Genomic DNA, 23,030 nt, shown 5'->3' with positions numbered 1-23,030 from the left:
CAGGGTTCGCCAATACACAAGGCGACGGCCAGGCAGCCATCGCCACAGGGCAAGTTCGACGTCAAAAGCACGTGCAACGACGTCGAAAATTCACGGTTGCGCCCCAATCGGCGCTCAGCATGCCCAGCGTAGCCTGGGGGGTCAAGCACTACGCCCTTGGGCATTTTAGCGGCGCCGGGTTTACGGTGCCATCATGCAAACGTCGTCTGGCTATACCGCTGGGATATAGGGTGCAAGACGAGTATGGACGATGTCGGTGGGGTCCAGGGGTAACTGGAATTTTGCCGCCAGGTAATGGGTGCTGAAGACGTCGAGATAGGCGTCCAGCACTTCACTGGCGGCGCCGTCGTCGGCCAGTTCCAGGCACAGCGCCGCGACCTCGGCCGTGCAGAAATGATCATCGCGCTTGGAACGGCGCAGCTTGTAGCGCGACAGTTGCTCAGGTGCCAGGCTCAGTACCGGCAAATGCTCCAGGTACGGGCTTTTGCGGAACATCTTGCGCGCTTCGCTCCAGGTGCCGTCCAGCAGGATGAACAGCGGGCGCTTGCCCTCTTCGACCTGCACCTGGCTGACCACCCGCTCGGGCACCACGAATTCACCGGGAAAGACGATATAGGGCTGCCATTGCGGGTCGCCCAGCAAGGTCAGCAAGTCGGGGTCAACTTCGGTGCGCGACCAGGCAAACGCGGTGGTGTCGTCGATCACATCGGCGATCAGCCAGCCGGTGTTGCTGGGCTTCATCGGCTCAACGTCATGCATCAGCAGGCACATCGCAGACCTGGCCGCCACTTTAGGCCGCCAGGCGCACAGGCAGTACTCAGGGATGACCCGACAGCCGGGGCAGCGCTCGGCGCGGGAACCGCGATTGAGGAACGGCCTCACGGCACGGGCCAGACGCTGGGTGCGCAGGCGGGAGACGGCGTGGCTCATCGGATGCGCCGTTGGGACGGGTAGATCGACACGGTGAAAACTCGTGGAAGGCTTGAAGTGGCGGCAGTTTACCAGCGATACGCCTGGCTGTAGTGGCAACGGCTCACCTATAATTGCGCGCCACTGAACGCACAGCGCAGTGGCTGGTCTATGCACCAGTACCCGAATCAGGAGAGTTTCATGTTGCGTTCCATGCTGCGCCTTGCCGCCCCGTCCATCGCTCTCGCGCTGGTATTGCCTGTGGGCGCCCAGGCGGCCTCGCTGCTGGAGGCCCAAATGAACCGCAAGCTGCAAAGCGTCGCAGCTGAAAGCAACAAGGACCTGCCCCGGGAAATCGACGAAAAGACCCTGGAAGTGGCCTACACCGTTGAAGGCATGCAACTGATCGATCACCTCAGCGTGCTGCCCGACCGTGCCGAACAGATGCGCGCCAACCCCAAGGCGGTGTATTTCCAGCTCGGCCAGAGCGTGTGCCTGAACAAGGGCTACCGCGAGTTGATGGCCAAGGGCGCCGTGATGCGTTATGAGATTACCGAGAACAAGACCAACCGTCCTGTCGCGTCGGTGAAGTTCGTCGAAGCCGATTGCCCGGCCCCGGTGGCGAAGAAGAAAAAGTAACGGCATGACCTTCGCGCACCGCCGTCCGGTGGTGCGCACTCCCCCGCTTCAAGTCCTTTCGGGCAGCTAGACTCTCTCTCGCGCAACCAATAAGTGGTTGCCAGCCAAGGGTTTTCCGGCTCATGATCAAGCCATCCCTACCCTTCAATCACAGCATTTCCCCTGCTGTTCTGTAACATTTTCAGGGCAAAAGAAGGTTGCCCCCAGCGGCAAGCAGCGACACATGCAGTGTCGTCGCCTCCGGCGAATGGCTCGTCGGCCACCCGGGCCCTGCAAGAAGGAGAAGTTGAATGCCTTACGAACCGAATGACCGCCTGCTCCGCCATTTTGAAGAGAACGGAGCCGACCTCACGCAGCAGGTCGAAGCGCAACTCCAGCTGATTGCGCCCAACAGCCCGAATATTCCCCTTTATCGCGACATGATCCTCACCGTACTGCGCATGGCCCAGGACAACGGCGACCGCTGGAACGCGAAAATCACCTTGCAAGCCATCCGCGAACTGGACAACGCCTTCCGCGTGCTGGAACAGTTCAAGGGGCGGCGCAAAGTCACGGTGTTTGGCTCGGCACGCACGCCCGTCGAAAGCCCTTTGTATGCCTTGGCCCGTGAAGTCGGGGCAATGCTCGCGAAATCGGACCTGATGGTGATCACCGGTGGCGGCGGTGGCATCATGGCTGCTGCCCATGAAGGCGCGGGCCTGGAGCATAGCCTGGGCTTCAACATCACCCTGCCGTTTGAACAGCATGCCAACCCGACTATCGACGGCACCGACAACCTGCTGTCGTTTCACTTCTTCTTCACCCGCAAGCTGTTCTTCGTCAAGGAAGCCGACGCCCTGGTGTTGTGCCCGGGCGGTTTCGGCACCCTGGATGAAGCCTTGGAAGTGCTGACACTGATCCAGACCGGCAAAAGCCCGTTGGTGCCCGTCGTGTTGCTGGACGCTCCCGGTGGCAGCTTCTGGCAAGGCGCGCTGGACTTTATCCGCAGCCAGCTGGAAGCCAACCGCTATATCCTGCCCACTGACCTCAAGCTGGTACGCCTGGTGTACAGCGCAGAGGAAGCGGTGGCGGAGATCAATCAGTTCTATGCCAACTTCCACTCCACGCGCTGGTTGAAACGCGAATTCGTGATGCGCATGCATCATCCTCTGAGCGATCGAGCACTGGCCCATTTGCAGAGCGAATTTGCCAGCTTGCGGTTGAGCGGGGAGTTCCAGCAACTCGCTTACACGGGCGAGGAACATGATGAGCCGAGGTTCAGCCATCTGACGCGGTTGGTGTTCAACTTTAATGGTCGCGACCAGGGTCGCTTGCGGGAGCTGGTGGATTTCATCAACTTGCCGGAGAACTGGGCGCAGGCTCAGGGCAAGGTGCAGCAGCGAGTGGCGCCGGAGCCGGCGTGATTTTTTGAGCAAAAAAAAAGGCCCACTATTTTCATAGTGGGCCTTTTTTATGGGCGATTTGTGGGGAGGGTTTGGGGCTGCTGCGCAGCCCAGCGGGAGCAAGCTCCCTCGCCACAGCAAGCGCCCTCGCCACAGCGAGCATCTTCAAAGTAGCAGTTCAGTCGTCCATGTCTCGACCGCTGAGCAGGCGGCTGATCATTTCCATCGAGAACCCGCGATAACTCAGGAAGCGGCCTTGTTTCGCACGTTCCCTGGCATCGATAGGCAGATGACCAGAAAACTTGCGCCGCCAGGTCTCTTCCAACTGCGACTGCCAGCTGATTCCGCACTCACGCAGGGCAAGGTCGATATCAGCACGTTGCAGGCCCCGCTGGCTCAACTCTTCACGAATCCGCGCCGGGCCGTAGCCAGAGCGGGCTCGATAAGACACAAAACTTTCGAGGTAACGGGCTTCCGACAGCAGCCCTTCTTCCGTCAAACGGTCGAGAGCGGTGTCGATCATCTCGGGCTCCGCGCCGCGCTGACGCAGTTTACGCGTCAGCTCGACTCGACCATGCTCGCGGCGAGCGAGCAGGTCCATTGCAGTGCGCCGAACGGCGACGAGTGTATCCAGTACAACTGTCATCGTTTGCTTCAGATATCAGTGTCGGCTTCTTCGACTTCTGCAACCGGTTCGCGGTTGGCGGCAGCCTTCACATCTGGCGCTGCAGTCAGCAGTTTGTCGCGGATCTGCTTCTCAAGCGTGGCGGCGATGTCCGGGTTTTCCGCAAGGAACTTGGCCGAGTTGGCCTTGCCCTGGCCGATCTTGCTGCCGTTGTAGGCATACCAGGCGCCGGACTTCTCAACAAAACCGTGCAGTACGCCCAGGTCGATCATCTCGCCGTTCAGGTAGATACCCTTGCCGTAGAGAATCTGGAACTCAGCCTGACGGAAAGGCGGGGCCACTTTGTTCTTCACGACTTTGACGCGGGTTTCGCTACCGACAACCTCGTCACCTTCTTTCACCGCGCCAGTACGGCGGATGTCCAGACGGACCGAAGCGTAGAACTTCAGTGCATTACCACCGGTGGTGGTTTCCGGGCTGCCGAACATCACGCCGATCTTCATACGGATCTGGTTGATAAAGATCACCAGGCAGTTGGCGTTCTTGATGTTACCGGTGATTTTACGCAGCGCCTGGGACATCAGACGGGCTTGCAGGCCCACGTGCATGTCACCCATCTCGCCTTCGATTTCAGCCTTGGGTACCAAAGCGGCCACGGAGTCGACCACGATCACGTCGATGGCGTTGGAACGCACCAGCATGTCGGTGATTTCCAGGGCTTGCTCACCGGTATCCGGTTGGGAAACCAGCAGGTCGTCAACGTTGACACCCAGCTTGCCGGCGTATTCAGGGTCGAGGGCGTGCTCGGCATCGACGAACGCGCAGGTGGCGCCCATTTTCTGTGCCTGGGCAATCACCGACAGGGTCAGGGTGGTTTTACCGGAAGATTCAGGACCGTAGATTTCAACGATACGGCCTTTTGGCAACCCGCCAATGCCGAGCGCGATGTCCAGACCCAGAGAGCCAGTGGAAATAGCCGGGATCGCCTGACGGTCGTGATCGCCCATACGCATTACGGCACCCTTGCCGAATTGACGTTCGATCTGACCCAGGGCCGCAGCCAAGGCTTTCTTCTTGTTGTCGTCCATTAAAGTCCTCACGTAATCAATAAGGCCGGAACGGCCAACACCTGTATAAGTAGACAGTATTGTTCCACAAAGATCGGGGATCGCCTACCCCTGATTTTCTATTTCTGCTGCAGCTCGTCGCAACAAGCCCTCTAGCGCGGCCTTTACCGTTTGTCGGCGGACCTCATCGCGGTTGCCGGTGAAGTGCTCAAGCTCGGCGGTGACGTCATCGCCGACACCAAAGGCGAGCCACACCGTGCCCACCGGCTTGTCCGGCGAACCGCCATCCGGCCCCGCGACACCGCTGACCGCCACGCCAAAGCGCGCCAGGCTTTTTTCCTGGGCGCCGCGGACCATCGCTTCCACCACTTCCTGGCTGACGGCGCCCACTTTGGGAAACAACGTTTCCGGCACATTCAGTTGCCGGGTCTTCTGCCGATTGGAATAAGTGACATAGCCCGCCTCGAACCAAGCCGAACTCCCCGGAATCCGCGTGATCGCTTCGGCAATACCGCCGCCGGTGCAGGATTCGGCGGTGGTGACGTGGGCATTGAGCACCTGTAAACGGCGACCCAGTTCAGCAGCCAGTTGAGTGATTTCCTTCACGGTCGTCTCCAGTCTTGGGCGGGGGTTCGCCTACCCTACAGGAGCCAATCGCGCGTGCAAGTGACGGACTGTCTCAAGAGACCACGCGCCTAAGAAACCCACAGCACCGTCTTCGCCCGCGTCCACAGCCGCAAGCGATCCTCCAGCCCGTTGAGCCCGCCATTGATACGCCGCGTAATCGTGGTGAACTGATCCTTGTCGGCCAGCTCATTCAGGCCATTGCTCTGCCAGAACCAGGCAGCCGAGGCGACGGCCCATTGCGGCTGCTCCAGCAACATCGGCTCCCGCAACAGGCGATCATCACCAAACAACGCCTCGCTACAGGCCAGATAATTGCGCCGGCCAGTGATCTGGATCAGGCCCCGGCCCCGATAATACTGGCCATCACCGTCCGGTTCTGGCGTATTGCCCAGGCGCGCGGCCAATAGCCCCGTGTCGTACTTGCTCAAATACTGCTCGCTCCCGAGCTCACGTACGTAACGCAACTCGCCAGACTCATGGCCGATTTGCGCGATAAACGCAGCGACGCGTCGGGCACTGTCGATGCCATACACGGCAAACGCGGCATTGAACCCAGGCAAAAAAACGCCCGCTCCAAGGCGGGCTCCCGGCAGGATTTGAATCAGTTGAGCCAGTGTGATCTGCATCAATCGCTCCCTGAAAAGTGCCTATTCCGACAAACCGCCGGCGGTGATCGAACTGCGATACCCCGCCACCGGGTCGCTCGAATTCACCACCTGGGTAATCGACCACCGCCCCTGCATGTAACCCGGCCAGCTCTCATCGAGCCGCAACAGCCCTTCGGCGGCCAGTAACGGATTGCCCGGGCAATCAATCACCAACTCCAACCCCTCGCGCCCGGCCCGGCGCAGCTCGGCTTCAGCGACGGCACGGGCTTCCGCCGCGTTTTGACAGCGCTGGCGCACGGCCTTGAACGGCGCAATGCCCACTTCAACCACATGCTGCTTGCCCCCCGCCGCATCCCACCAGGTGACACGGCTGCCCTGGTATTTCGCGCGCGTCTTGTCGTTGAGCGTGGCGATAATAAAGGCGCGATCACCGGGGCGATTGTCCTGGGTCACAGACAATTTCACCTCCGGCAATTGTTGCAGGGTCAATGTCCGGGTTTTCCCGGCTTCGGCGAGTACATACAGTTCGTTGAACGGTTTGGTGATCGCGCAATAACGCTTGGCCAGCCGGGTAATGAATGCCATGTCGCTTTCATTGGACTGATCGATATGCGGCACCGGAACGCTTTCCAGCGACGGCGCCACACGCGGCGAAAACCCATGCCGGCTGACCAGCTGGCGAAACAGCGCGCCCAGCGTGATGGGCCCGTAGCTGGCCGATCGACGCTGGCGATAGCCGCTCGCGTCCTTTTCGCTGAAAGGCGCCGCTGTCGCGACAATCAGCAAGCGCATGGGAAACAGTACGGGGGTGCGTTGGCTGATCAGAAACTCGCCTTTTTCCACCAGCCCCGTCTCTTTGTAACCCACGCGCAAGCCAATCTTGCCGCCCACGCTCGGCAGGCCTTCCAACCCCTCGATATTGAGGGTCAATTCCAGCCGGTCGGACTGGATGCCAGCCCCATCGGTATGGCTCCAGCGCATGACGCGCTGATTGAGCAACGCCGCATTGGCGCCGTAAAACTCCACGATAGGTGTAAATCCCTGTGTCATGCCGCCTCCTTAATCCCACGCCAGAACGGGGCGCAGCGCAGCCGGCCGCGCTTGTATTTCCGGCACGATCACCCACACACCCGCCGGCAGCACCGGGCCGTATTCGGCGAGCGTGGGGTTCAGGCGCCACAGGGTTTCTTCGGCCGCATCATCGCAACGCCCCAGCTCGCGGTAGAGCAGCAGGTTGACCGAGTCACCGGCGATACTTCGCACTCTACGCATTGACGAATTCCTCCAGTTCGAGGGTCCAGGTCATCAGCATCGCCGTACCGTCATCGATCACGTTGCTCTGGGTCTCCTTAACCGAATTGATACGCCACAGGCCCCAGTTGCGGCCGATGCCATCCACCAGCGGCAACGGTGTGCGCAAGCCTTGCAAGGCACGCAGCTCATCCAGGCGCTGCATACCAATGCCGTACATGGCCTTGCCATTGAACGTGAGTTTTTCCAGCTTCTGGCCGCTCTGCCGCGACTGCGGCTTGCTGGCAATAATCGCCAGGTCGCTCCAGCCACCGTCGCTGTTGCGGATCAGCGAGGCATAGGCAAAACCCCGGGACAAACCAAAAATGAAATCGCCCAAAACCATCTGTTGTCGCATCAATCACCTCCTGGGTCGGCGAGAGCCGCATTGCGGCGAACCCCCAGCACGTCCGTGACCATCGGCATGCATTGAAATTGCAGGGCATGGATCACCTGGCTGACCACCTGCTGGGCATCGGCAGGGTTCACACCGGTGATCTGGATACTTGGCGCGATGGACACCTGCACGTTATCCGCGCGAGTACTGTTGAGCTCTTTGCTCACGGCATCGGGCGCCGGCAGGCGATCACTGGGGCCGAACAGTTTCTCGCCCAGCCAGCCGCCCGCTTCGCTGCCCAGCAAACCACCGATGGCGCCGCCGACAGCCGTACCGATTCCGGGAAACACCAGGGTACCGATGGCGGCTCCCGCAGAGGCGCCAGCCCACGCGCCGCCCGCCGTGCTCAGGCCGGAGCCGATGGCGTTGGCGTCGCCGTTGCGTACGCCCTGGATCACATCCACGGCAGCTGCGGCGGCTCTCAATGGCCCGAGCCGGCGAATGCCGACGGATTGCAGTGTGCCGACAGCATCGGCCAAGGCGCCTGCGCTTAGGTTGGGTGCGCTAGCTGCAACGCTGGCCCCGGCAAAGGACTGAAAACGTTGCGAGTTCGGCCCCGGCTGAAAGCTGTTTGACAAGCCCCCCACGGCCTGGCGATTTCGCTTGGACGGACTGCGCCTCCCTGCGCTGCGCCCAGCGTTTTTTTTGCGCTCTTTGAATTGATTGACGGCCGCGTCCATGACCAGATCAACCGCTTTTTCTATGAACTTGTCTTTGATCGTGTCCAACAAGCCTGCACCGGCAGCCTCAGGCTGGTCCTTCGGCGCGCTCGCGGCCACATCAGCAGCCTTGGGCAGCAGCGCATCGCCGTTGATGAACAGCGTGCTGTTGAGCGTCTCCAACGTCTCGCGCAGCCGCACGTTTTCCTGGGCCAAGGCGTTGATGTCCACACTGAGCGTGACCAGCGCAGAGCGCAGTTCCAACTGCGGCTGCGCGACCCCATCCAGGCTTACGGGGGCCGCCGCACTGGCGGAAAACGGCGCCAGCACATTGCCAAGGTCGGCGTCGCCGATCATCCAGCGCAAGTCCTCCTGGGCGAGCCTCATCCCATATTTCGTGTCTTGCATCCCGCTCTACTCCTGTTTGACGCCAAGGCGAGTGATCGCGATGTCGTAGCGGCGCATGGCTTTGGCGGCGTCCCATTCCAGGATCTCCGCTTCATTGACCGAGTAAACCAGCGGCACCACATCGAGGATTACGTCAATGTCCCGTTGCGAAAGAAGGCCGCCGGTTGATTTAAAAAATCGTCAATGCGCTCCTGCAACCCCGTCCAGTCGGGCACGGTCAGGCCGGCAAGATCGGGGATCATCAGCCCGGTGCAATGGGCGGTAATGAATTCGGCGCGGTCCTTGGCGGTGGCGAGTTTTTTCATCACCTTGGTCGCGCGCAGGGCGGGCATTTCCAGGTCGAGTGCGGTGTGGGTGCGACCGGCGGCATCCACCGGCAGCAGCAGTTGGACCGGTTGTTCGTGGCTCGATGGCGCCGGCTCGCCGAGGAAGAACGACGCAGGACGGGTCGACATCTCATGTACGAACTGGGCGATGGTCACGTAGTCCGGGCGCTTGAGTTGGTCGAGCTCTTTTTCCGACAGGCCGGTGGCGAGTTTCGCCAGTTCGAAGAACTGATCGTCCTCATCATCACCGGCCCGGGCCAGCGCGTCTTTTTGCGCGGCGTAGTACAGCGGTTTGAGTTGAACCTGCTCGATCGTCGCGCCAGTGTCGGCGGTGATCGGCGAGAGCAGGCGGTGCAGCGGTGGCATCCAGGCCATGGGGCAATTCCTTGGGTAACGTTGTAAAAAAGGGCGAGCGCCGGTCCCTGTGGGAGCTGGCTTGCCTGCGATGCAGGCGACTCGGTCATTCAGCTAGACCGAGGTGATGCTATCGCGGGCAAGCCCGGCTCCCACAGGGAACTCGATCGGCCTTAAGGCATCAGCACGGCGCGGCGTGCATCGCCGAGGATATCGACGCCGTTGAGCACGAACTTCTGGGTGCGTACGTCGATGTCGATCACCGGGATGCCGTTTTCCAGGCGGTTGTAGGTGCGGCAGGACAACTCCAGGGTGGTGGTGGCCTTGTCGCCCATTTTCAGCTTGGCTTCCGCCAGGGATTTGAGCTTGCCGCCGACCGTGTGGTAGGTGAAATAGGTCTTGCCGTCCTGGTCCTGGCCGGCTTCGCGCACGTTCAGCAGGATGTCGTCACCCAGGCGCACACCCAGGGCCAGCATGATTTCCGGGCCGGCGCCTTGCAGCATCAATGTGGCATTGAGCACCTTGCCGCTCTTGGCCATTTCCTCGGCGATAAAACGCCCGCCGGACATGGGCTCCATCTCGAACTCGATCGTCGGCGGGGTGAATTCCTCCACCGTCGCGGACAACGGCAGGCCTTGAAGGGTGGCCGCAATGGCCTGTCTGACTCGGTTGGTAAACATTAGAGAACGTCCTCCAGGAACTGCTCGATGATTTCATCGCGGGCGTTGAGTTGATAAATCATGTGTTCGTTCGGCGCGTAGCGGCCGTAGTCGATGACGATGAACCAGGTGCCGTTCTTGTACTTCTCGACACTGTTCAATTCCGGGTGCAGGTACACGCTGCCGCCGGGGATGGTTTCGTCGGCGACCAGGGTTTGCAGCCAGTCGTTGATGCGCTTGACCTCCTGGTCCATGAAGGACTTGGTGAGGTTCTTCGCCATGGCTTTCTGGCCGGCCTTGACCAGCTTGCGGCTGATGGCATCTTCCAGGCCGACATAGCTGATGAACTTGCCGGTGATGGAACGGTTACCCAGCAGCGAGAAACCGCCGAGGATGGTGCGGGCGTAGTAGCTGACGCCGTAGCGGTTGAGCAGGTCGCCTTCGGTGGAGGTGTCGAGGATGTTGTACTCGACGACGCGGGAAACATCCTCGGCGAACGTCACCTGATTGCCCGGGCTTTCCCACTGCTTGACCTTGGCCAATGCGGCGATCGCCAGGGACGACGGCGCCAGGAACACATTCTTCTTCGCCGCCTTGGAGTACACCGACGGCATGTTGTGCACCAGCAGGCAACGGTCGAAGCCAAGGTCGGCGCCTCCCAGTTCGCCGCTGTAGGTCACTTGGCCGGCGACCGCCACGTCCTTGCCATCCAGCACCACACGGGCCTTGATGCGCTTGCCGAAGGCCGCGAACTCACCGGCCACCGCCTTGACGCCGGTGAAGCCCGGGGCGCCGATGATGGTCAGGTCTTCCGGCACGCTGGCCAGTGCCGCCAGGCCCAGCTTGCGACCGGTGACCGGCTCGTCGCCACCGATCACGTTGTTCTGGGTATCGGCCGCGGTTGCGCCCTCCTCCACGATCACCACGTAGACCGGCACCTTCACCACCTTGAGGATCTGGTACACCGCATGAAACAGCGTGCCCGACTCGGCGCCGGTAGGGTCCAGCAACGCCTGGGCGGTGAAACTGTTGATACGGAACGGCGAATTTTTCGGGATCGACGCGTGGGCTTTCGGCGCGGTACCGACCAGGCCGATCACGTTATCGCCCAGGCCACCCATGGCCTCGGGGGATTCGGTCGCGTTGACGGTGATGCCGTTGTGCTCGAAGTTCAAAACCTCAGCCATGATTAGTCAGCCTTCTCGGTGGTGGCCTTTGGGGCCGGGGTGGCGTTGAGGACGCTGGTCAGTTCCAGACGGCCAGCGGTGCGCAAGGCGGTTGCTTCGACGTCCAGCAGGTCGAGTTCCTCGCCGACGACAGACCAGTGGCCGGCGTGGGTGGGGAATGGGATGAGGACGGTGTAGGTTTGGCGGGTGGGCATATGCACTCCATGCACAAAAAAGCCGCTCGAGGCGGCGGGGTTTGAATCAGGAAAGAAAACGCCCCGTCAGGGCGGGGCGTTTATTCGGTTTGGTTGGCGATCCAGGCTGGCGCTACTGGCCGCTGCTGGTTATTGGGGAAGTTCGGCGATTGCGGCCAGTCGCGCAGTGATTGCACGTACAGCAGCAGCTCCGAAAACTGCTCAGTCGTCAGCGTTGTGTTAACACCGATCTCAAGTTCATCGCGATGACGCTCACGCAGCCATTTAGCGCTTTCAATTTCAGCGTCTCGCCACAGGCGCTCTACGACCGCAAGGTCAATCTCAATGACTGGCGCGCTGATCAGGTAGGGCTGACCGTTATCATCGTGCGCGCGGATCTTGCCTCGCTCCGGGTTCGCAATAACCTGTAGAAAAACCTCATCCGAGATCTCTACTGCATCACTCGGAATATTCTCGCCATGTATCGCAGGCAGATACGTGCAGCCTGTCGATGGACTGTAAAAACGCATAAATTCTCCTTATCTGCCGAACGCAAACCAGCGCGCAACAACGGTTGCCACAGAGGTGACTTGTTTATCGCACGTCAAGGTCATGCCTTTTTTCGTGACCTGGTAAACGTAAGATCCGATCACTGAGCTCAAAATATCGCTATCAACAGTCCAGTCGGCATAGAGCACAGAGTAGGGAAACTCAACGGGAAACGAGACGGGTAGCAAGCTATCGCCGCTTGTCTGGTAGTCAACGACGCCCCATTGAATAACCAAGCCGCCAAGCCAACTTGGGAAAACGAAATAGCCCGTTGGGGTAAAGCTTGAGGCAAAGCCGAGGCGCAGCTTCTTCGGTGTGACCATGACCAAATCATTGGTGCTATCGAGCATTTGCACAGCCGTGGCGACCTTGGTTGTGCCTTGTTTGAGCTCGGTTGCCTGCGAGGCCAGTGCTGCCAGTGCCGAAATGTCGATGACGCCCTGGTTGACTGGGGCGTTCCACGCTTTGATGCACCAGATGACCGCCAGGTTTCGCGGGCGAGTACCGCCTAAGCCGACGTTCTGGGTCGTCTGGGTCCCGGTCGCATAAATGGAATAGCTGACGGGATAATCACTTTGCACAATAGGATCCAGGCCATGTGTACTCAAGGCCTCAGCGTCCGGCCCCGTGTGCCACAACCCCCCAACAGATGGGCTTACGGTGCTGTAGTCAAACACCTGCAACGTACTTTTTTGCCAGCTGCCAACTTCTCGGCCTGCGTCTATACCACGGCCATGATCCCAGCCGCGCAAGAATTCTCCGCGAGACTCAGGCAGCCGGAAGTTTCCGACACCTTCATCCCCCTTGTTGAACGCGCCCCCCAGAAATACGGACAGGTCGGGATAAGCTGCGGCGCTCTTGATACTCCCATCGATCTCAAGAAAGCCTGGCGGAACTTTATTCACGGGAAAGGCGATGACCGAGCCGACCGGCAACGCCGAGGCTTTGGCAATCATCGTATCGACCTCAGCCTTCGAATAAGTCCTCTTCTCCACGTAGTCCATCACCCACGCCCGAGTCGCCTTCACCACCGTGTCATCAATCAACAACGTCACATTGGCGGCATTGGTCGTCTCGAAAATCGAGCGAATGTAAAACTCTTTGCCCGCCCCCGACGTCGTCAACACCGGCTTGTACGACTCCGGGTATTTGACGATGGCGTACAAGATCCCGCTGTCCGTCCACAGCCCGGCCTCCCGTACATACCAGCCGCCGACATTTGACGGGATGGTGACCTCAGCCATCAGCCAGTTGGCGTTTTTTTCATCTTGAAACAGCGCGTTCAGCGGCCCACGCCAGACTTCGCGTTTCAGCGCTTTTGCGCTGGCATCAGGGTTATAGACAGCGCCGTTGCCGTCGCCGACGGAGATCTGCGCCAGTTTGATCGGCACGCCGGCAGCCTTGCAGGCGGTTTCGTAGGCGATCCCCGCGTTGGTGAGCAGGGTGTAATAGTCAGCCATTTAGTGCTCCTGTGGATAAAGGGTGGTGGTTTCGACGGTGTAGAGCCCGGCCGCCAAACAGGCGCGGCCCGTGGCCTCAACGCCGGCCAGCACGTTTGGGTAGATCGTGGTGAGTTCGCCGCACAGCGTGGCAGCGCCGATGGTGTGGCGGCCCGACGCGCTCAGGCCGATGGAGACCGAGAAGATGTCGCGCTCGCTTTTGGCATCAGCCAGACGTCGATCGAGTCGCAGGTCAGTGGCTTCGCTGTAGGGCAATTCGGTCCAGACTCGGACGGCAAAAGCTGTAGGGCACACCTCGCGGTTTCTGCTCGTACCAGGCACGCACTTCGGGGCGTAGTCGCAGGCCTTTGACGGCGTTTTCCAGGGCTTGGCGAGTGCCGGCCTGGCGGGCGGTGGGCCAGGCGAGTTTGACCGTCAGGCGCTTCTCGGCCTCGGGCGCGGTGGTACTCCATTCGTTCACCGCGCGGTCCGCTGCCAGGTAGGGCAAAAACGCTGCGGGCGTACGATCCGGGTCCATCAGTTGGGGAAATGGCGGTGTGACCCGTTCCAGCAAGTAGCCGAAGCCCAGGTCCAGGGCCTTTTCCAGGGGTGAACTGTTGGCGGGCAACAGGCTTGTCTTGGGCTCACTCATAGCGTGCGCACCTCCACCTCGACACCCGTGCAGTACGGCGCCTGGAACGCCGAACTGATGATCGGCGCCAGCGGTTCGAGGATTTGCAGCTGCGCAGCGCCGGCGCTGTGGATGGCGTAGTCGATCCAGCTCGGATCGACCCGACCTTCCAGGCGATGACAGGACTCCGCATAGGTTTGCAGCAACTGTTGCGCGGCAACCTGGGTCAACCCCGAATCGGGGCCCGCGTTGATCTTGGCGACCACGCGGATCTTGTAGCGTTGGATCTGCGCGCCCTGGACCGTGACCAGATCGGTCTCCGGCCGTACATCGGGCCGTGCGAAATGTCGCCGCACGCCGTCAAGCAAATCGGCAGAGGCGCTGCCATCGCCATCCCGAGAGAGCACGGTGACCATCACCTCGCCAGGCGCGGTACGCCGACCATTGCCATCCTTGATCCGCGCGGCGTAGCCGTCCGGGTTGAAGGTGTAGCTGACCGTCACCACGCCCGGCGCGGCGCTTTGCACTTTGACCGCTGGCCGTTCGCCCAACGTGAACACTTCGCGGCGATATTGCATGCGCGAGCCCGCCGCAGGGGCGTGGGGTGCCAGGTAATAGCGCAGGCGAGCGTCATCGTCGCTTTCCAGCGTCGGCGGCACAGGCGGGAATGCCGCCGGGTCGCCAGGGTCGAGCACCTGGCGCTCCAGGCCCATGTCTGCGAGGCGCGCATCCAGATTGCTGCCGGTGGCCCACCACGCCAGCATCTGCTTGATGCGCGCATTGTATTGGCGTTCGTGGGTTTGCAGGCGTACGCAAAACGCTTCCAGGGCCAGGGTCAGCAGCTCGCTTTCATTGTCGAGGCTGAGTTGGAGCTTGGCCGCGCTCTGCGGCGCGCGGGTGGCCACATAGTCGACGACGAACGCCTTGAATTCAGCCAGCAACGGCTCGAACGCATCGACCGCGATAATCGCCGGTTCCGCCAGTTGGTTCTGGCCAGGGATCAGCATGCTCATGTGACGACCTCGAAGGATTGTTGGCGGTTTTTCCAGGTGCCGGCAAAACGCAGTAACAAGCCGGCGCCCTGGCGGGTCGCGACGATGACCTGGGGTTGAAAGTCGGTGATGCCGTTCTGCGCGTTGTAGAACGCGTCGGCGGCGTGGCTCTGGGCGAGGATCAACAGGTCGTCACCGAGGTTCTGGCCGAGCAGCTGCGGGATCTTCGAGCCATATAACGGGCGCTTCTGGCGAGTGCCCACGGGGGTGGTCAGCGCTCGGGTGGCGCGCTGGACGAATTGCAGCCAGTCGTCGACCGCTGCCCCGCTGTTCCTATCGATTCCGATCATGGAAAATCCTTATGCGCTGCTGATCACGCGGCCGTGGTGGTCCACCACCGGGCCGCTCAAATGCACGCCGGCGGCATCCAGCAACAAGCCGCTGGCGCCGAGTTGCAGGGTGATGCTGTCTTGGGTCAGCGTCAGCGTGGCGGCGCCGACAGTCACGTTCAGCTGTTCACGGGAACCGCTGACGGTGGTCGGCCCGTTGCTCCAATTGAACGTATGGCTGGCATCGTCGTAGTCGCTTTGGGTGCCGTCCTGATACCGACGCCGGGTCAGCGAGGCCACGCCGGACACTGGCGGAAACAGGCTACTGTTGAGGCCGAACAAGGCCACGGATTGTGCTCCGCCTTCACCACCGCCGTAGTTGAGCAACAGGCACTGCTCACCCACCGAGGGAATGCGGGTTTCAGTCTGCGAACCGGCGCTGGGGTTGAAAAAACGGATGGCCGGGCTGAGCAAATCGCCATGACTGACCTTGCAGGTGTTGCTGGCGGCGTCGACCTCCTGGCACACGCCAATCCGGCAGAAGCTTTCCGCACGTCGGTAGAGGTCTTCGAGCTGGGCTTCCATGTCCACCAGGCGCTCGACAATCGGCCCGAGTTGCATGCGCAGCAATGCGTCGAACATGGACTACTCCTGAAGTGGACGATATTGATCCGGGTCGTTGATGTCGGAGACTTCCCAGGTGCGGGCAAATAACGGTTTGCCGGTGGGATCTTCGAGGAGGCGCGGGCCGAGGTAGAGGGTTTGGCTGAAGGACACGGTCCAGGTGTCGTAGTCCGTTTCCGTGCCGGTTGGCACGGAAGGGGCCGCGACGATAGCGACCGGTAAATCGCACTGATCCGGCGGCAGGCCCCAGCGGTTGTCGAGGGCCAGGTCCATCAGTTGGCTGGCCAGGTCGCAGGCATCAAACGCTGCGGCCCCGCTGGCGACAGTGACCTTGAGTGAAACCGCCAGCACATGCGCCTTGCGCCCCTCAAGGGAGCGCACGCCAGGGCCATTGCGCTCCATGCTGATCAGCACGCCGGTCATGTCGCCGGCGGCGCTGAAGTCCTGGTGATTACCTACACGCAATTGTGGGAAAGCGCTCTTCAGCGCGTCCTCAATCGCCATGGGCAGTTGGGGAGGTTTTTTCGATAGAGGTCATCTTGTTGCGTCCTTGCAGCGGTTACTGCTGATCCGGGCGGTTGACGCCGATACGCTTGGCCGCCCAACGTTCATAAAGGCCGATGGCAACGTCTGCGCCGGCCATGGCGGTCAGGCACCCCAGTGCCGCGGCGGTCCAGACCGACAGGCCGGCCGCATACAACAGCATCACGGCCGAGACCCCGCAGACCATGCACGCCCCAGACCGCAAGGCCAGGCGGCGCACCAGCGACCAGCCCCGGGCGCCCTCCTTGTCGGCGCGCCACACATTTCACCGCTGACCCCGCCGATCAGGGCCAGCACGATCACTAGCCAGATCGGCATTTCCGCTAACGCTTGCTGCTCGTTTGTCATGTCACGCCTCCTGGCTGAGCAATGCCGGCACAGTGCCGGGGTTTGAATACTTCCGTGTGTCGGTTGGCATTCCAAAAAGCCCGGCTGCCCAGGCTTTTCAGTAATGCGTCCCGCGAACTGTCGGCGCTACTGGCGCGGTACGGTTCTTACCTCGATGTTTTTCCGACCACGATCCCTGTCCGCCGGATAACTGCTTCTGGTGCTTTACGCTGCACACCCGGGTCAGTTGCCAACCCTCTGAACCGTTGAGGCCGGTTCATCGCTGCCTGTTCTTGTCATGCGGTGTAACTAAAGAGCGTCGGCATCCTTGCCGGTGTTGCCTGGCGTCCTTGCCATCGCTGTGATGGCTTCCATGCCGATGTTGCGTGCCTTCCTTGTCTTCCTTGGCAGCATCCTTGCTGCCTCCACCAGGCCTTCTTGGCTGGCTTGAGATGGAGAATATGCATGTATGGATATACAGTCAATGCATTAGCGCATTTATTTGTAGAGATTAATGCCCTATCGCATAAGAGCCCTTGCGGGCACTGGGCCTGCCTGCTTTTTGCCAGGCGAAAAAAAACCCGCGCATTGGCGGGTTTTGTCTTACCTAAGGTGGTTAGCGGGCGTACATGCCCCACCAGAACACATGGCCGAGGATGCTGATCTGCTCATCCTGGATGTCCTGGAAACTGTAGTCCTCGTCCGGGTGCTCATCACGATTGAAACTGCGCAGGCGAATCCCGGAAGGCAGGCGATAGAGCTGTTTCACCCGCAGTTGGCCGTTGTGATTGATCGCGTACAAATCACCATCGACGATATCGCCAATCCCGCTCTTGCCCGCATTGACCCCAACCGTCGCCCCATCACGCAGCACGGGCAGCATGCTGTTGCCACGCACGGTCACGCACTTGGCCTGGTCAAACTGCACACCGTTGTGCCGCAGGCTGCGCTTGCCAAAGCGCAGGCTGGCCTTTTCACTTTCCTCGATGACGAATCTTCCTGATCCAGCAGCCAATTCAACCTCGCGCAGAAAAGGGATCGACACCTCGTCATCATTCACGGGGGTGTCATCGTCCCACAGGCTGATGTCCTTGAGCTCCGAATGGGTTGGGTCACGCAGGTCTTCGCGCAAGGCGCCGATGGCTACGCGTCCGCGCAGTTGGTCGGTGCTGACGCGAAAGTACTCGGCGATGCGTGAGATGTGCTTGTCCGAGGGGTCGACAATCTTGCCGTTGAGGATCCGGGACAGCGTGGATTGAGGCACGCCGGTGCGCCGGTGAAGCTCCATGGGGGAGATCCGGTCGCGGTCCAGCAGTTCTCGTAAGACGATAGAAACATTGCGTTTTTGCATAGCGCGGATAGTGACGGGAGTTTTTTGGGTTGGCAAATGCTAATCCGCATATTTTTTTGCATTCTTAGCACCTGTATACCTATCCGCTTGCGACCTGCGAAGCCCCGACCTCGCGTGTTAACCTTGCCGCCATCGCAAAATCAGCAGGGCCAAGCGCCCCCTTTGCCCCACTCCTTTTAACGAATCTGCCTATTACCCAATGAGTAAAAACACTTCCGACTTGTCCTCCCACACCCCGATGATGCAGCAGTACTGGCGCCTCAAGAACCAGCACCCTGATCAGTTGATGTTCTATCGCATGGGCGACTTCTACGAGATCTTCTACGAAGACGCGAAGAAGGCCGCCAAGCTGCTGGACATCACTCTGACCGCCCGTGGGCAATCGGCCGGGCAGTCGATTCCGATGTGTGGGATCCCTTACCACTCGTTGGAAGGTTATCTGGTCAAGCTGGTGAAGCTGGGCGAGTCGGTGGTGATCTGTGAGCAGATCGGCGACCCGGCCACCAGCAAGGGGCCGGTAGAACGCCAGGTGGTGCGCATCATTACGCCCCGGGGACGGTGAGTGATGAGGCGTTGCTGGATGAGCGTCGCGACAACCTGATTGCCGCAGTGCTGGGCGATGAGCGTTTGTTCGGCCTGTCGGTGCTGGACATCACCAGCGGCAATTTCACTGTGCTGGAGATCAAGGGTTGGGAAAACCTGCTGGCCGAGCTGGAACGTATCAACCCGGTGGAGTTGTTGATTCCGGACGATTGGCCAAAGGACCTGCCTGCGGAAAAACGTCGTGGGGCCAAGCGCCGTGCGCCGTGGGATTTTGAGCGTGACTCGGCGCTGAAAAGCCTGTGCCAACAGTTCTCCGTGCAGGACTTGAAGGGCTTTGGTTGCGAAACCCTGACCCTGGCCATCGGCGCCGCCGGCTGCCTGCTCGGTTATGCCAAGGAAACCCAACGCACCGCCCTGCCGCATTTGCGCGCCCTGCGCCATGAGCGCCTGGACGATACCGTGGTGCTGGATGGCGCCAGCCGGCGCAACCTGGAGCTGGACACCAACCTGTCCGGCGGGCGCGACAACACCCTGCAATCGGTCGTCGACCGTTGCCAGACCGCCATGGGCAGCCGCTTGCTGACCCGTTGGCTGAACCGTCCGCTACGGGACTTGAGCGTGCTGCAAGCGCGCCAGTCTTCTATTACCTGCCTGCTGGACGGCTACCGCTTCGAGAAGCTGCAACCGCAGTTGAAGGAAATCGGCGATATCGAGCGCATCCTCGCGCGGATTGGCCTGCGCAATGCGCGGCCCCGCGACCTGGCGCGGCTGCGCGATGCCCTCGGCGCCCTGCCGCAACTGCAAGCGGCGATGACCGAACTGGACACGCCGCACCTGCAACAGTTGGCCGTGACCACCAGCACCTACCCGGAACTGGCGGCACTCCTGGAAAAAGCCATCATCGACAACCCGCCGGCGATTATCCGTGACGGCGGCGTGTTGAAGACCGGTTACGACAGCGAGCTGGACGAACTGCAATCCCTCAGCGAAAACGCCGGGCAGTTCCTGATTGACCTGGAAGCCCGCGAAAAAGCCCGTACCGGCCTGGCCAACTTGAAAGTCGGCTACAACCGCGTACACGGCTACTTCATCGAATTGCCGAGCAAGCAGGCTGAGTCGGCGCCTATCGACTATCAACGCCGCCAGACCCTCAAAGGTGCCGAGCGCTTTATCACGCCGGAGCTCAAGGAGTTCGAAGACAAGGCGCTGTCGGCCAAGAGCCGTGCGCTGGCGCGGGAAAAGATGCTGTATGAAGCCCTGCTCGAGGACCTCATCGGCCAACTGGCGCCGTTGCAAGACACCGCCGCCGCCCTGGCCGAGCTGGATGTACTGAGCAACCTCGCCGAGCGTGCGTTGAACCTTGACCTGAACTGCCCGCGTTTTGTCAGCGAGCCGTGCATGCGCATTGTGCAGGGCCGTCACCCGGTGGTGGAGCAAGTGCTGACGACGCCGTTCGTCGCCAACGACCTGTCGCTGGACGATGACACCCGCATGCTGGTGATCACCGGTCCAAACATGGGCGGTAAATCCACCTACATGCGTCAGACCGCGTTGATCGTGCTGCTGGCGCATATCGGCAGCTTTGTGCCGGCGGCCAGTTGCGAGCTGTCCCTGGTGGACCGGATTTTCACGCGGATCGGTTCCAGCGACGACCTGGCCGGCGGCCGTTCGACCTTTATGGTGGAAATGAGCGAAACCGCCAACATCCTGCACAACGCCACCGAGCGCAGCCTGGTGCTGATGGACGAAGTCGGTCGCGGCACGAGCACTTTCGACGGCCTGTCCCTGGCCTGGGCGGCGGCCGAGCGTTTGGCGCACCTGCGTGCCTATACGCTGTTCGCTACCCACTATTTCGAACTGACCGTGTTGCCGGAAAGCGAACCGCTGGTAGCCAACGTGCATCTCAATGCCACCGAGCACAACGAGCGCATCGTGTTCCTGCACCATGTGCTGCCAGGGCCGGCCAGCCAGAGTTACGGCTTGGCGGTGGCGCAGTTGGCCGGCGTGCCGAACATCGTGATCAGCCGCGCCCGCGAGCACCTCAGCCGCCTGGAAACCACGGCATTGCCCCATGAAACCGTGGTCGCCAGCCCAGCCAAGGCCGCGAGCAAAAGTGCAGCACCTCACCAGAGCGATATGTTCGCCACCCTGCCCCATCCGGTGCTGGAAGAGTTGGCAAAACTTGACCTGGATGACTTGACGCCGCGTAAAGCGCTCGAAATGTTATATGCACTGAAGGTTCGGATATAACGCTGACGCTTGCAAGCTGGTAGACTCTCGCGCGGTTTGGGATGCTGCGGGCTTTTTAGCCTGGCCTGCAGACTATCGCTCCCGAACCTCGCGAGCCCTGCCACAAAGGGTTTCGCTGCCGCCGCCTGAGGAGAGAATTAGAAATGACCTTCGTCGTCACCGACAACTGCATCAAGTGCAAGTACACCGACTGCGTGGAAGTATGTCCGGTGGACTGCTTCTACGAAGGCCCGAACTTCCTGGTCATCCACCCGGATGAGTGCATCGACTGCGCCCTGTGTGAACCAGAATGCCCGGCCGTCGCGATTTTCTCAGAGGACGAAGTCCCGGCAGAGATGCAGGAATTTATTCAGTTGAACGTCGAGCTGGCGGAAATCTGGCCAAACATCACTGAGAAGAAAGACTCGCTGCCGGATGCAGCAGAGTGGGATGGCGTCAAAGGCAAGATCAAAGACCTCGAGCGCTAACAGCGCCGCCGCCAAACAAAAAAAGGCCCTTAGGGGCCTTTTTTGCGTCCGGGGACTTTTTTGCAGGCAAAAAAAGGGGCGGTATGACCCGCCCACATTTTTTCCCTAGTCCCTGTATTCCTTTTCATCATCCTGATGAATCGCATCCTGCGACGTTCCTTCAAACCATCGTTCCTTGATGGCTGTGTCAATCCGTGGACACAGGGCTGATCTTAGAGACTTCCAAGGGAAGTTCAACGGGATCCAACCCATGGACTGACACACAAAGGCCCTCAACAAGATTTAATTAATTGTTATTTTTCAACGCGTTATAAAAAACCTTCAGCGTTTCGGGACGTACATGTCCGGTAAAAAAACCAAACACTTACGAAAAAGTAAGCAAATGCTTACACGAGCAATTGCGCAAAAGCGTAACGGCCACGTCCTGGGCATCTTGCGGGCATGAAAAAGCCCCGACACTGTCGAGGCTTTTTCCCTTCACATCCCTTAGTCGTCGCTGACAGTAATCGTCGGCATTGCCGGCGCCGCGGCTTCCTGCAAGACAATGCGTGCGCCCACGTGACGGGCGAGTTCCTGATAGATCATGGCGATCTGGCTGTCAGGCTCGGCCACAACAGTGGGCTTGCCGCCGTCAGCCTGCTCGCGAATCAGCATCGACAGCGGCAGCGAGGCCAGCAGTTCAACACCGTATTGAGTGGCCAGTTTCTCACCGCCACCTTCACCGAACAGATGCTCGGCGTGGCCGCAGTTGGAGCAGATGTGCACCGCCATGTTCTCGACAACACCCAGCACCGGGATATTGACCTTGCGGAACATCTCCACGCCTTTCTTGGCATCGAGCAGGGCCAGGTCCTGCGGCGTCGTGACGATCACCGAACCGGCCACCGGGACTTTCTGTGCCAGGGTCAGCTGGATATCACCGGTGCCTGGCGGCATGTCGATCACCAGATAGTCCAAGTCGCCCCAGGCCGTCTGGGTGACCAGTTGCAGCAGGGCCCCGGAGACCATCGGCCCGCGCCAGACCATCGGCGTGTTGTCGTCGGTGAGGAAGGCCATGGACATGACTTCCACCCCGTGGGACTCGATCGGCACGAACCACTTCTGATCCTTGACCTTGGGCCGCGTGCCTTCGGCGATGCCGAACATCACACCCTGGCTCGGGCCGTAGATGTCGGCGTCGAGAATGCCCACGCGGGCACCTTCACGGGCCAGCGCCAGGGCCAGGTTGGCCGCAGTGGTGGATTTGCCCACGCCGCCCTTGCCGGAAGCGACGGCGACGACGTTCTTGACGTTGGCCAGCCCCGGGATCTGCGCCTGGGCCTTGTGCGGCGCAATCACGCACTGGATCTCGACCTTGGCCGAACGCACGCCGTCGAGGCCTTCGATGGCCATTTGCAGCATCTGCGCCCAGCCGTTCTTGAACAGGCCTGCGGCATAGCCCAGCTCCAGCTGGACCGACACGTGGTCGCCCTGTACCTCGATGGCACGTACACAGCCGGCACTGACCGGGTCCTGGTTCAAATAAGGGTCGGTGTACTGGCGAAGAACGGCTTCCACCGCTGCGCGATTGACGGCGCTCATGGGCTACTCCCGAAAAAAGACTGACTGAAACAGGCGGCTATCCTAACCGTTCCCGCCGGTCAGCGGCATGCTTTCGCAGGCCGGGAAGATGCTG

24 protein-coding genes and 3 pseudogenes are annotated in these 23,030 nt (G+C 60.7%); 4 read left to right on the top strand and 23 right to left on the bottom strand.

Annotation, left to right across the window (positions count from 1 at the left end; all coding sequences use genetic code 11):
• Nucleotides 1-210 precede the first annotated feature (210 nt).
• Entirely contained in the window at nucleotides 211-930 is a 720-nt protein-coding gene (locus PSH87_RS06065) for a tRNA-uridine aminocarboxypropyltransferase (RefSeq protein WP_026136986.1), read from the bottom strand.
• A 180-nt stretch (nucleotides 931-1,110) separates the two neighbouring features.
• On the opposite strand from PSH87_RS06065, the gene PSH87_RS06060 reads away from it, so the two are divergent.
• A complete protein-coding gene (locus PSH87_RS06060) occupies nucleotides 1,111-1,548 on the top strand; it encodes a PA3611 family quorum-sensing-regulated virulence factor (RefSeq protein WP_017738249.1) in 438 nt (145 codons plus the stop codon).
• Between the two features lie 290 nt (nucleotides 1,549-1,838).
• Nucleotides 1,839-2,951 carry a TIGR00730 family Rossman fold protein gene (locus PSH87_RS06055; protein ID WP_017738250.1) on the top strand — a complete coding sequence of 371 codons (1,113 nt, stop codon included), beginning with the start codon at nucleotides 1,839-1,841 and terminating at the stop codon, nucleotides 2,949-2,951.
• A 157-nt stretch (nucleotides 2,952-3,108) separates the two neighbouring features.
• On the opposite strand, the gene recX is transcribed toward PSH87_RS06055, so the two are convergent.
• The 21 genes and pseudogenes from recX to PSH87_RS05950 form a co-directional block, all read right to left on the bottom strand.
• Nucleotides 3,109-3,576: a recombination regulator RecX gene (gene recX / locus PSH87_RS06050; RefSeq protein ID WP_026136987.1), complete on the bottom strand. Its 468-nt coding sequence runs from the start codon at nucleotides 3,574-3,576 to the stop codon at nucleotides 3,109-3,111.
• Nucleotides 3,577-3,584: 8 nt separating this feature from the next.
• On the bottom strand, nucleotides 3,585-4,643 hold the full coding sequence (recA, locus tag PSH87_RS06045) for a recombinase RecA (protein ID WP_017738252.1): 1,059 nt from the start codon (nucleotides 4,641-4,643) through the stop codon (nucleotides 3,585-3,587).
• 84 nt (nucleotides 4,644-4,727) lie between these two features.
• On the bottom strand, nucleotides 4,728-5,228 hold the full coding sequence (locus PSH87_RS06040) for a CinA family protein (RefSeq protein WP_017738253.1): 501 nt from the start codon (nucleotides 5,226-5,228) through the stop codon (nucleotides 4,728-4,730).
• An 89-nt stretch (nucleotides 5,229-5,317) separates the two neighbouring features.
• A complete protein-coding gene (locus tag PSH87_RS06035; protein ID WP_305432882.1) occupies nucleotides 5,318-5,875 on the bottom strand; it encodes a glycoside hydrolase family 19 protein in 558 nt (185 codons plus the stop codon).
• A 21-nt stretch (nucleotides 5,876-5,896) separates the two neighbouring features.
• Complete coding sequence (locus PSH87_RS06030; RefSeq protein ID WP_305432881.1) at nucleotides 5,897-6,907, bottom strand: contractile injection system protein, VgrG/Pvc8 family; 1,011 nt, start codon at nucleotides 6,905-6,907, stop codon at nucleotides 5,897-5,899.
• 9 nt (nucleotides 6,908-6,916) lie between these two features.
• Nucleotides 6,917-7,129: a tail protein X gene (locus PSH87_RS06025; RefSeq protein WP_017738256.1), complete on the bottom strand. Its 213-nt coding sequence runs from the start codon at nucleotides 7,127-7,129 to the stop codon at nucleotides 6,917-6,919.
• A complete protein-coding gene (locus PSH87_RS06020) occupies nucleotides 7,122-7,505 on the bottom strand; it encodes a phage tail protein (RefSeq protein WP_017738257.1) in 384 nt (127 codons plus the stop codon). Before PSH87_RS06020 ends, PSH87_RS06025 begins: the two co-directional genes overlap by 8 nt.
• Entirely contained in the window at nucleotides 7,505-8,611 is a 1,107-nt protein-coding gene (locus tag PSH87_RS06015) for a hypothetical protein (RefSeq protein WP_305432880.1), read from the bottom strand. Before PSH87_RS06015 ends, PSH87_RS06020 begins: the two co-directional genes overlap by 1 nt.
• A gap of 128 nt (nucleotides 8,612-8,739) precedes the next feature.
• Nucleotides 8,740-9,312 (bottom strand): phage tail assembly protein, encoded by a 573-nt coding sequence (locus tag PSH87_RS06010; protein ID WP_017738260.1) that lies wholly within the window; start codon nucleotides 9,310-9,312, stop codon nucleotides 8,740-8,742.
• Nucleotides 9,313-9,464: 152 nt separating this feature from the next.
• Nucleotides 9,465-9,971 (bottom strand): phage major tail tube protein, encoded by a 507-nt coding sequence (locus PSH87_RS06005; RefSeq protein WP_017738261.1) that lies wholly within the window; start codon nucleotides 9,969-9,971, stop codon nucleotides 9,465-9,467.
• A complete protein-coding gene (locus PSH87_RS06000) occupies nucleotides 9,971-11,137 on the bottom strand; it encodes a phage tail protein (RefSeq protein WP_305432879.1) in 1,167 nt (388 codons plus the stop codon). Before PSH87_RS06000 ends, PSH87_RS06005 begins: the two co-directional genes overlap by 1 nt.
• A 2-nt stretch (nucleotides 11,138-11,139) precedes the next feature.
• Nucleotides 11,140-11,331, bottom strand: a complete 192-nt coding sequence (locus tag PSH87_RS05995; RefSeq protein ID WP_017738263.1) for a hypothetical protein — start codon at nucleotides 11,329-11,331, stop codon at nucleotides 11,140-11,142.
• Nucleotides 11,332-11,411: 80 nt separating this feature from the next.
• Nucleotides 11,412-11,840: a phage tail assembly chaperone gene (locus PSH87_RS05990; protein ID WP_305432878.1), complete on the bottom strand. Its 429-nt coding sequence runs from the start codon at nucleotides 11,838-11,840 to the stop codon at nucleotides 11,412-11,414.
• Between the two features lie 9 nt (nucleotides 11,841-11,849).
• A complete protein-coding gene (locus PSH87_RS05985; protein ID WP_305432877.1) occupies nucleotides 11,850-13,319 on the bottom strand; it encodes a phage tail protein in 1,470 nt (489 codons plus the stop codon).
• Nucleotides 13,320-13,950, bottom strand: a pseudogene (locus PSH87_RS05980) (phage tail protein I).
• Entirely contained in the window at nucleotides 13,947-14,942 is a 996-nt protein-coding gene (locus tag PSH87_RS05975; RefSeq protein WP_305432876.1) for a baseplate J/gp47 family protein, read from the bottom strand. Before PSH87_RS05975 ends, PSH87_RS05980 begins: the two are co-directional and overlap by 4 nt.
• On the bottom strand, nucleotides 14,939-15,271 hold the full coding sequence (locus PSH87_RS05970; RefSeq protein ID WP_017738269.1) for a phage baseplate protein: 333 nt from the start codon (nucleotides 15,269-15,271) through the stop codon (nucleotides 14,939-14,941). Before PSH87_RS05970 ends, PSH87_RS05975 begins: the two co-directional genes overlap by 4 nt.
• Nucleotides 15,272-15,280: 9 nt before the next feature.
• The gene (locus PSH87_RS05965; protein WP_305432875.1) at nucleotides 15,281-15,892 is read right to left on the bottom strand and encodes a phage baseplate assembly protein V; all 612 of its coding nucleotides are present in this window, start codon (nucleotides 15,890-15,892) and stop codon (nucleotides 15,281-15,283) included.
• 3 nt (nucleotides 15,893-15,895) lie between these two features.
• Nucleotides 15,896-16,378 (bottom strand): hypothetical protein, encoded by a 483-nt coding sequence (locus tag PSH87_RS05960; protein ID WP_305432874.1) that lies wholly within the window; start codon nucleotides 16,376-16,378, stop codon nucleotides 15,896-15,898.
• Nucleotides 16,379-16,433: 55 nt separating this feature from the next.
• Nucleotides 16,434-16,765, bottom strand: a pseudogene (locus tag PSH87_RS05955) (phage holin family protein).
• 595 nt (nucleotides 16,766-17,360) lie between these two features.
• Nucleotides 17,361-18,095, bottom strand: coding sequence for an XRE family transcriptional regulator (locus tag PSH87_RS05950; protein WP_026136989.1), 735 nt, complete (start codon nucleotides 18,093-18,095; stop codon nucleotides 17,361-17,363).
• A gap of 199 nt (nucleotides 18,096-18,294) precedes the next feature.
• Between PSH87_RS05950 and mutS the strand changes: the two are divergent.
• Nucleotides 18,295-20,888, top strand: a pseudogene (gene mutS, locus PSH87_RS05945) (DNA mismatch repair protein MutS).
• A 143-nt stretch (nucleotides 20,889-21,031) separates the two neighbouring features.
• On the top strand, nucleotides 21,032-21,355 hold the full coding sequence (gene fdxA / locus PSH87_RS05940) for a ferredoxin FdxA (protein ID WP_017738276.1): 324 nt from the start codon (nucleotides 21,032-21,034) through the stop codon (nucleotides 21,353-21,355).
• Nucleotides 21,356-21,841: 486 nt separating this feature from the next.
• On the opposite strand, the gene apbC is transcribed toward fdxA, so the two are convergent.
• Nucleotides 21,842-22,936, bottom strand: coding sequence for an iron-sulfur cluster carrier protein ApbC (apbC, locus tag PSH87_RS05935; RefSeq protein WP_017738277.1), 1,095 nt, complete (start codon nucleotides 22,934-22,936; stop codon nucleotides 21,842-21,844).
• Between the last annotated feature and the right edge of the window lie 94 nt (nucleotides 22,937-23,030).

It is taken from the genome of Pseudomonas sp. FP453 (genome assembly GCF_030687495.1).
Lineage (GTDB): Bacteria > Pseudomonadota > Gammaproteobacteria > Pseudomonadales > Pseudomonadaceae > Aquipseudomonas.
This window is presented reverse-complemented; position numbering and strand designations above follow the sequence as displayed.

Bases quoted from the DNA above. Each gene is read 5' to 3' on its own strand.
- PSH87_RS06065 (WP_026136986.1), bottom strand. From the start codon at position 930: ATGAGCCACGCCGTCTCCCGCCTGCGCACCCAGCGTCTGGCCCGTGCC.
- PSH87_RS06060 (WP_017738249.1), top strand. From the start codon at position 1,111: ATGTTGCGTTCCATGCTGCGCCTTGCCGCCCCGTCCATCGCTCTCGCG.
- PSH87_RS06055 (WP_017738250.1), top strand. From the start codon at position 1,839: ATGCCTTACGAACCGAATGACCGCCTGCTCCGCCATTTTGAAGAGAAC.
- recX (WP_026136987.1), bottom strand. From the start codon at position 3,576: ATGACAGTTGTACTGGATACACTCGTCGCCGTTCGGCGCACTGCAATG.
- recA (WP_017738252.1), bottom strand. From the start codon at position 4,643: ATGGACGACAACAAGAAGAAAGCCTTGGCTGCGGCCCTGGGTCAGATC.
- PSH87_RS06035 (WP_305432882.1), bottom strand. From the start codon at position 5,875: ATGCAGATCACACTGGCTCAACTGATTCAAATCCTGCCGGGAGCCCGC.
- PSH87_RS06030 (WP_305432881.1), bottom strand. From the start codon at position 6,907: ATGACACAGGGATTTACACCTATCGTGGAGTTTTACGGCGCCAATGCG.
- PSH87_RS06025 (WP_017738256.1), bottom strand. From the start codon at position 7,129: ATGCGTAGAGTGCGAAGTATCGCCGGTGACTCGGTCAACCTGCTGCTC.
- PSH87_RS06020 (WP_017738257.1), bottom strand. From the start codon at position 7,505: ATGCGACAACAGATGGTTTTGGGCGATTTCATTTTTGGTTTGTCCCGG.
- PSH87_RS06015 (WP_305432880.1), bottom strand. From the start codon at position 8,611: ATGCAAGACACGAAATATGGGATGAGGCTCGCCCAGGAGGACTTGCGC.
- PSH87_RS06010 (WP_017738260.1), bottom strand. From the start codon at position 9,312: ATGGCCTGGATGCCACCGCTGCACCGCCTGCTCTCGCCGATCACCGCC.
- PSH87_RS06005 (WP_017738261.1), bottom strand. From the start codon at position 9,971: ATGTTTACCAACCGAGTCAGACAGGCCATTGCGGCCACCCTTCAAGGC.
- PSH87_RS06000 (WP_305432879.1), bottom strand. From the start codon at position 11,137: ATGGCTGAGGTTTTGAACTTCGAGCACAACGGCATCACCGTCAACGCG.
- PSH87_RS05995 (WP_017738263.1), bottom strand. From the start codon at position 11,331: ATGCCCACCCGCCAAACCTACACCGTCCTCATCCCATTCCCCACCCAC.
- PSH87_RS05990 (WP_305432878.1), bottom strand. From the start codon at position 11,840: ATGCGTTTTTACAGTCCATCGACAGGCTGCACGTATCTGCCTGCGATA.
- PSH87_RS05985 (WP_305432877.1), bottom strand. From the start codon at position 13,319: ATGGCTGACTATTACACCCTGCTCACCAACGCGGGGATCGCCTACGAA.
- PSH87_RS05975 (WP_305432876.1), bottom strand. From the start codon at position 14,942: ATGAGCATGCTGATCCCTGGCCAGAACCAACTGGCGGAACCGGCGATT.
- PSH87_RS05970 (WP_017738269.1), bottom strand. From the start codon at position 15,271: ATGATCGGAATCGATAGGAACAGCGGGGCAGCGGTCGACGACTGGCTG.
- PSH87_RS05965 (WP_305432875.1), bottom strand. From the start codon at position 15,892: ATGTTCGACGCATTGCTGCGCATGCAACTCGGGCCGATTGTCGAGCGC.
- PSH87_RS05960 (WP_305432874.1), bottom strand. From the start codon at position 16,378: ATGGCGATTGAGGACGCGCTGAAGAGCGCTTTCCCACAATTGCGTGTA.
- PSH87_RS05950 (WP_026136989.1), bottom strand. From the start codon at position 18,095: ATGCAAAAACGCAATGTTTCTATCGTCTTACGAGAACTGCTGGACCGC.
- fdxA (WP_017738276.1), top strand. From the start codon at position 21,032: ATGACCTTCGTCGTCACCGACAACTGCATCAAGTGCAAGTACACCGAC.
- apbC (WP_017738277.1), bottom strand. From the start codon at position 22,936: ATGAGCGCCGTCAATCGCGCAGCGGTGGAAGCCGTTCTTCGCCAGTAC.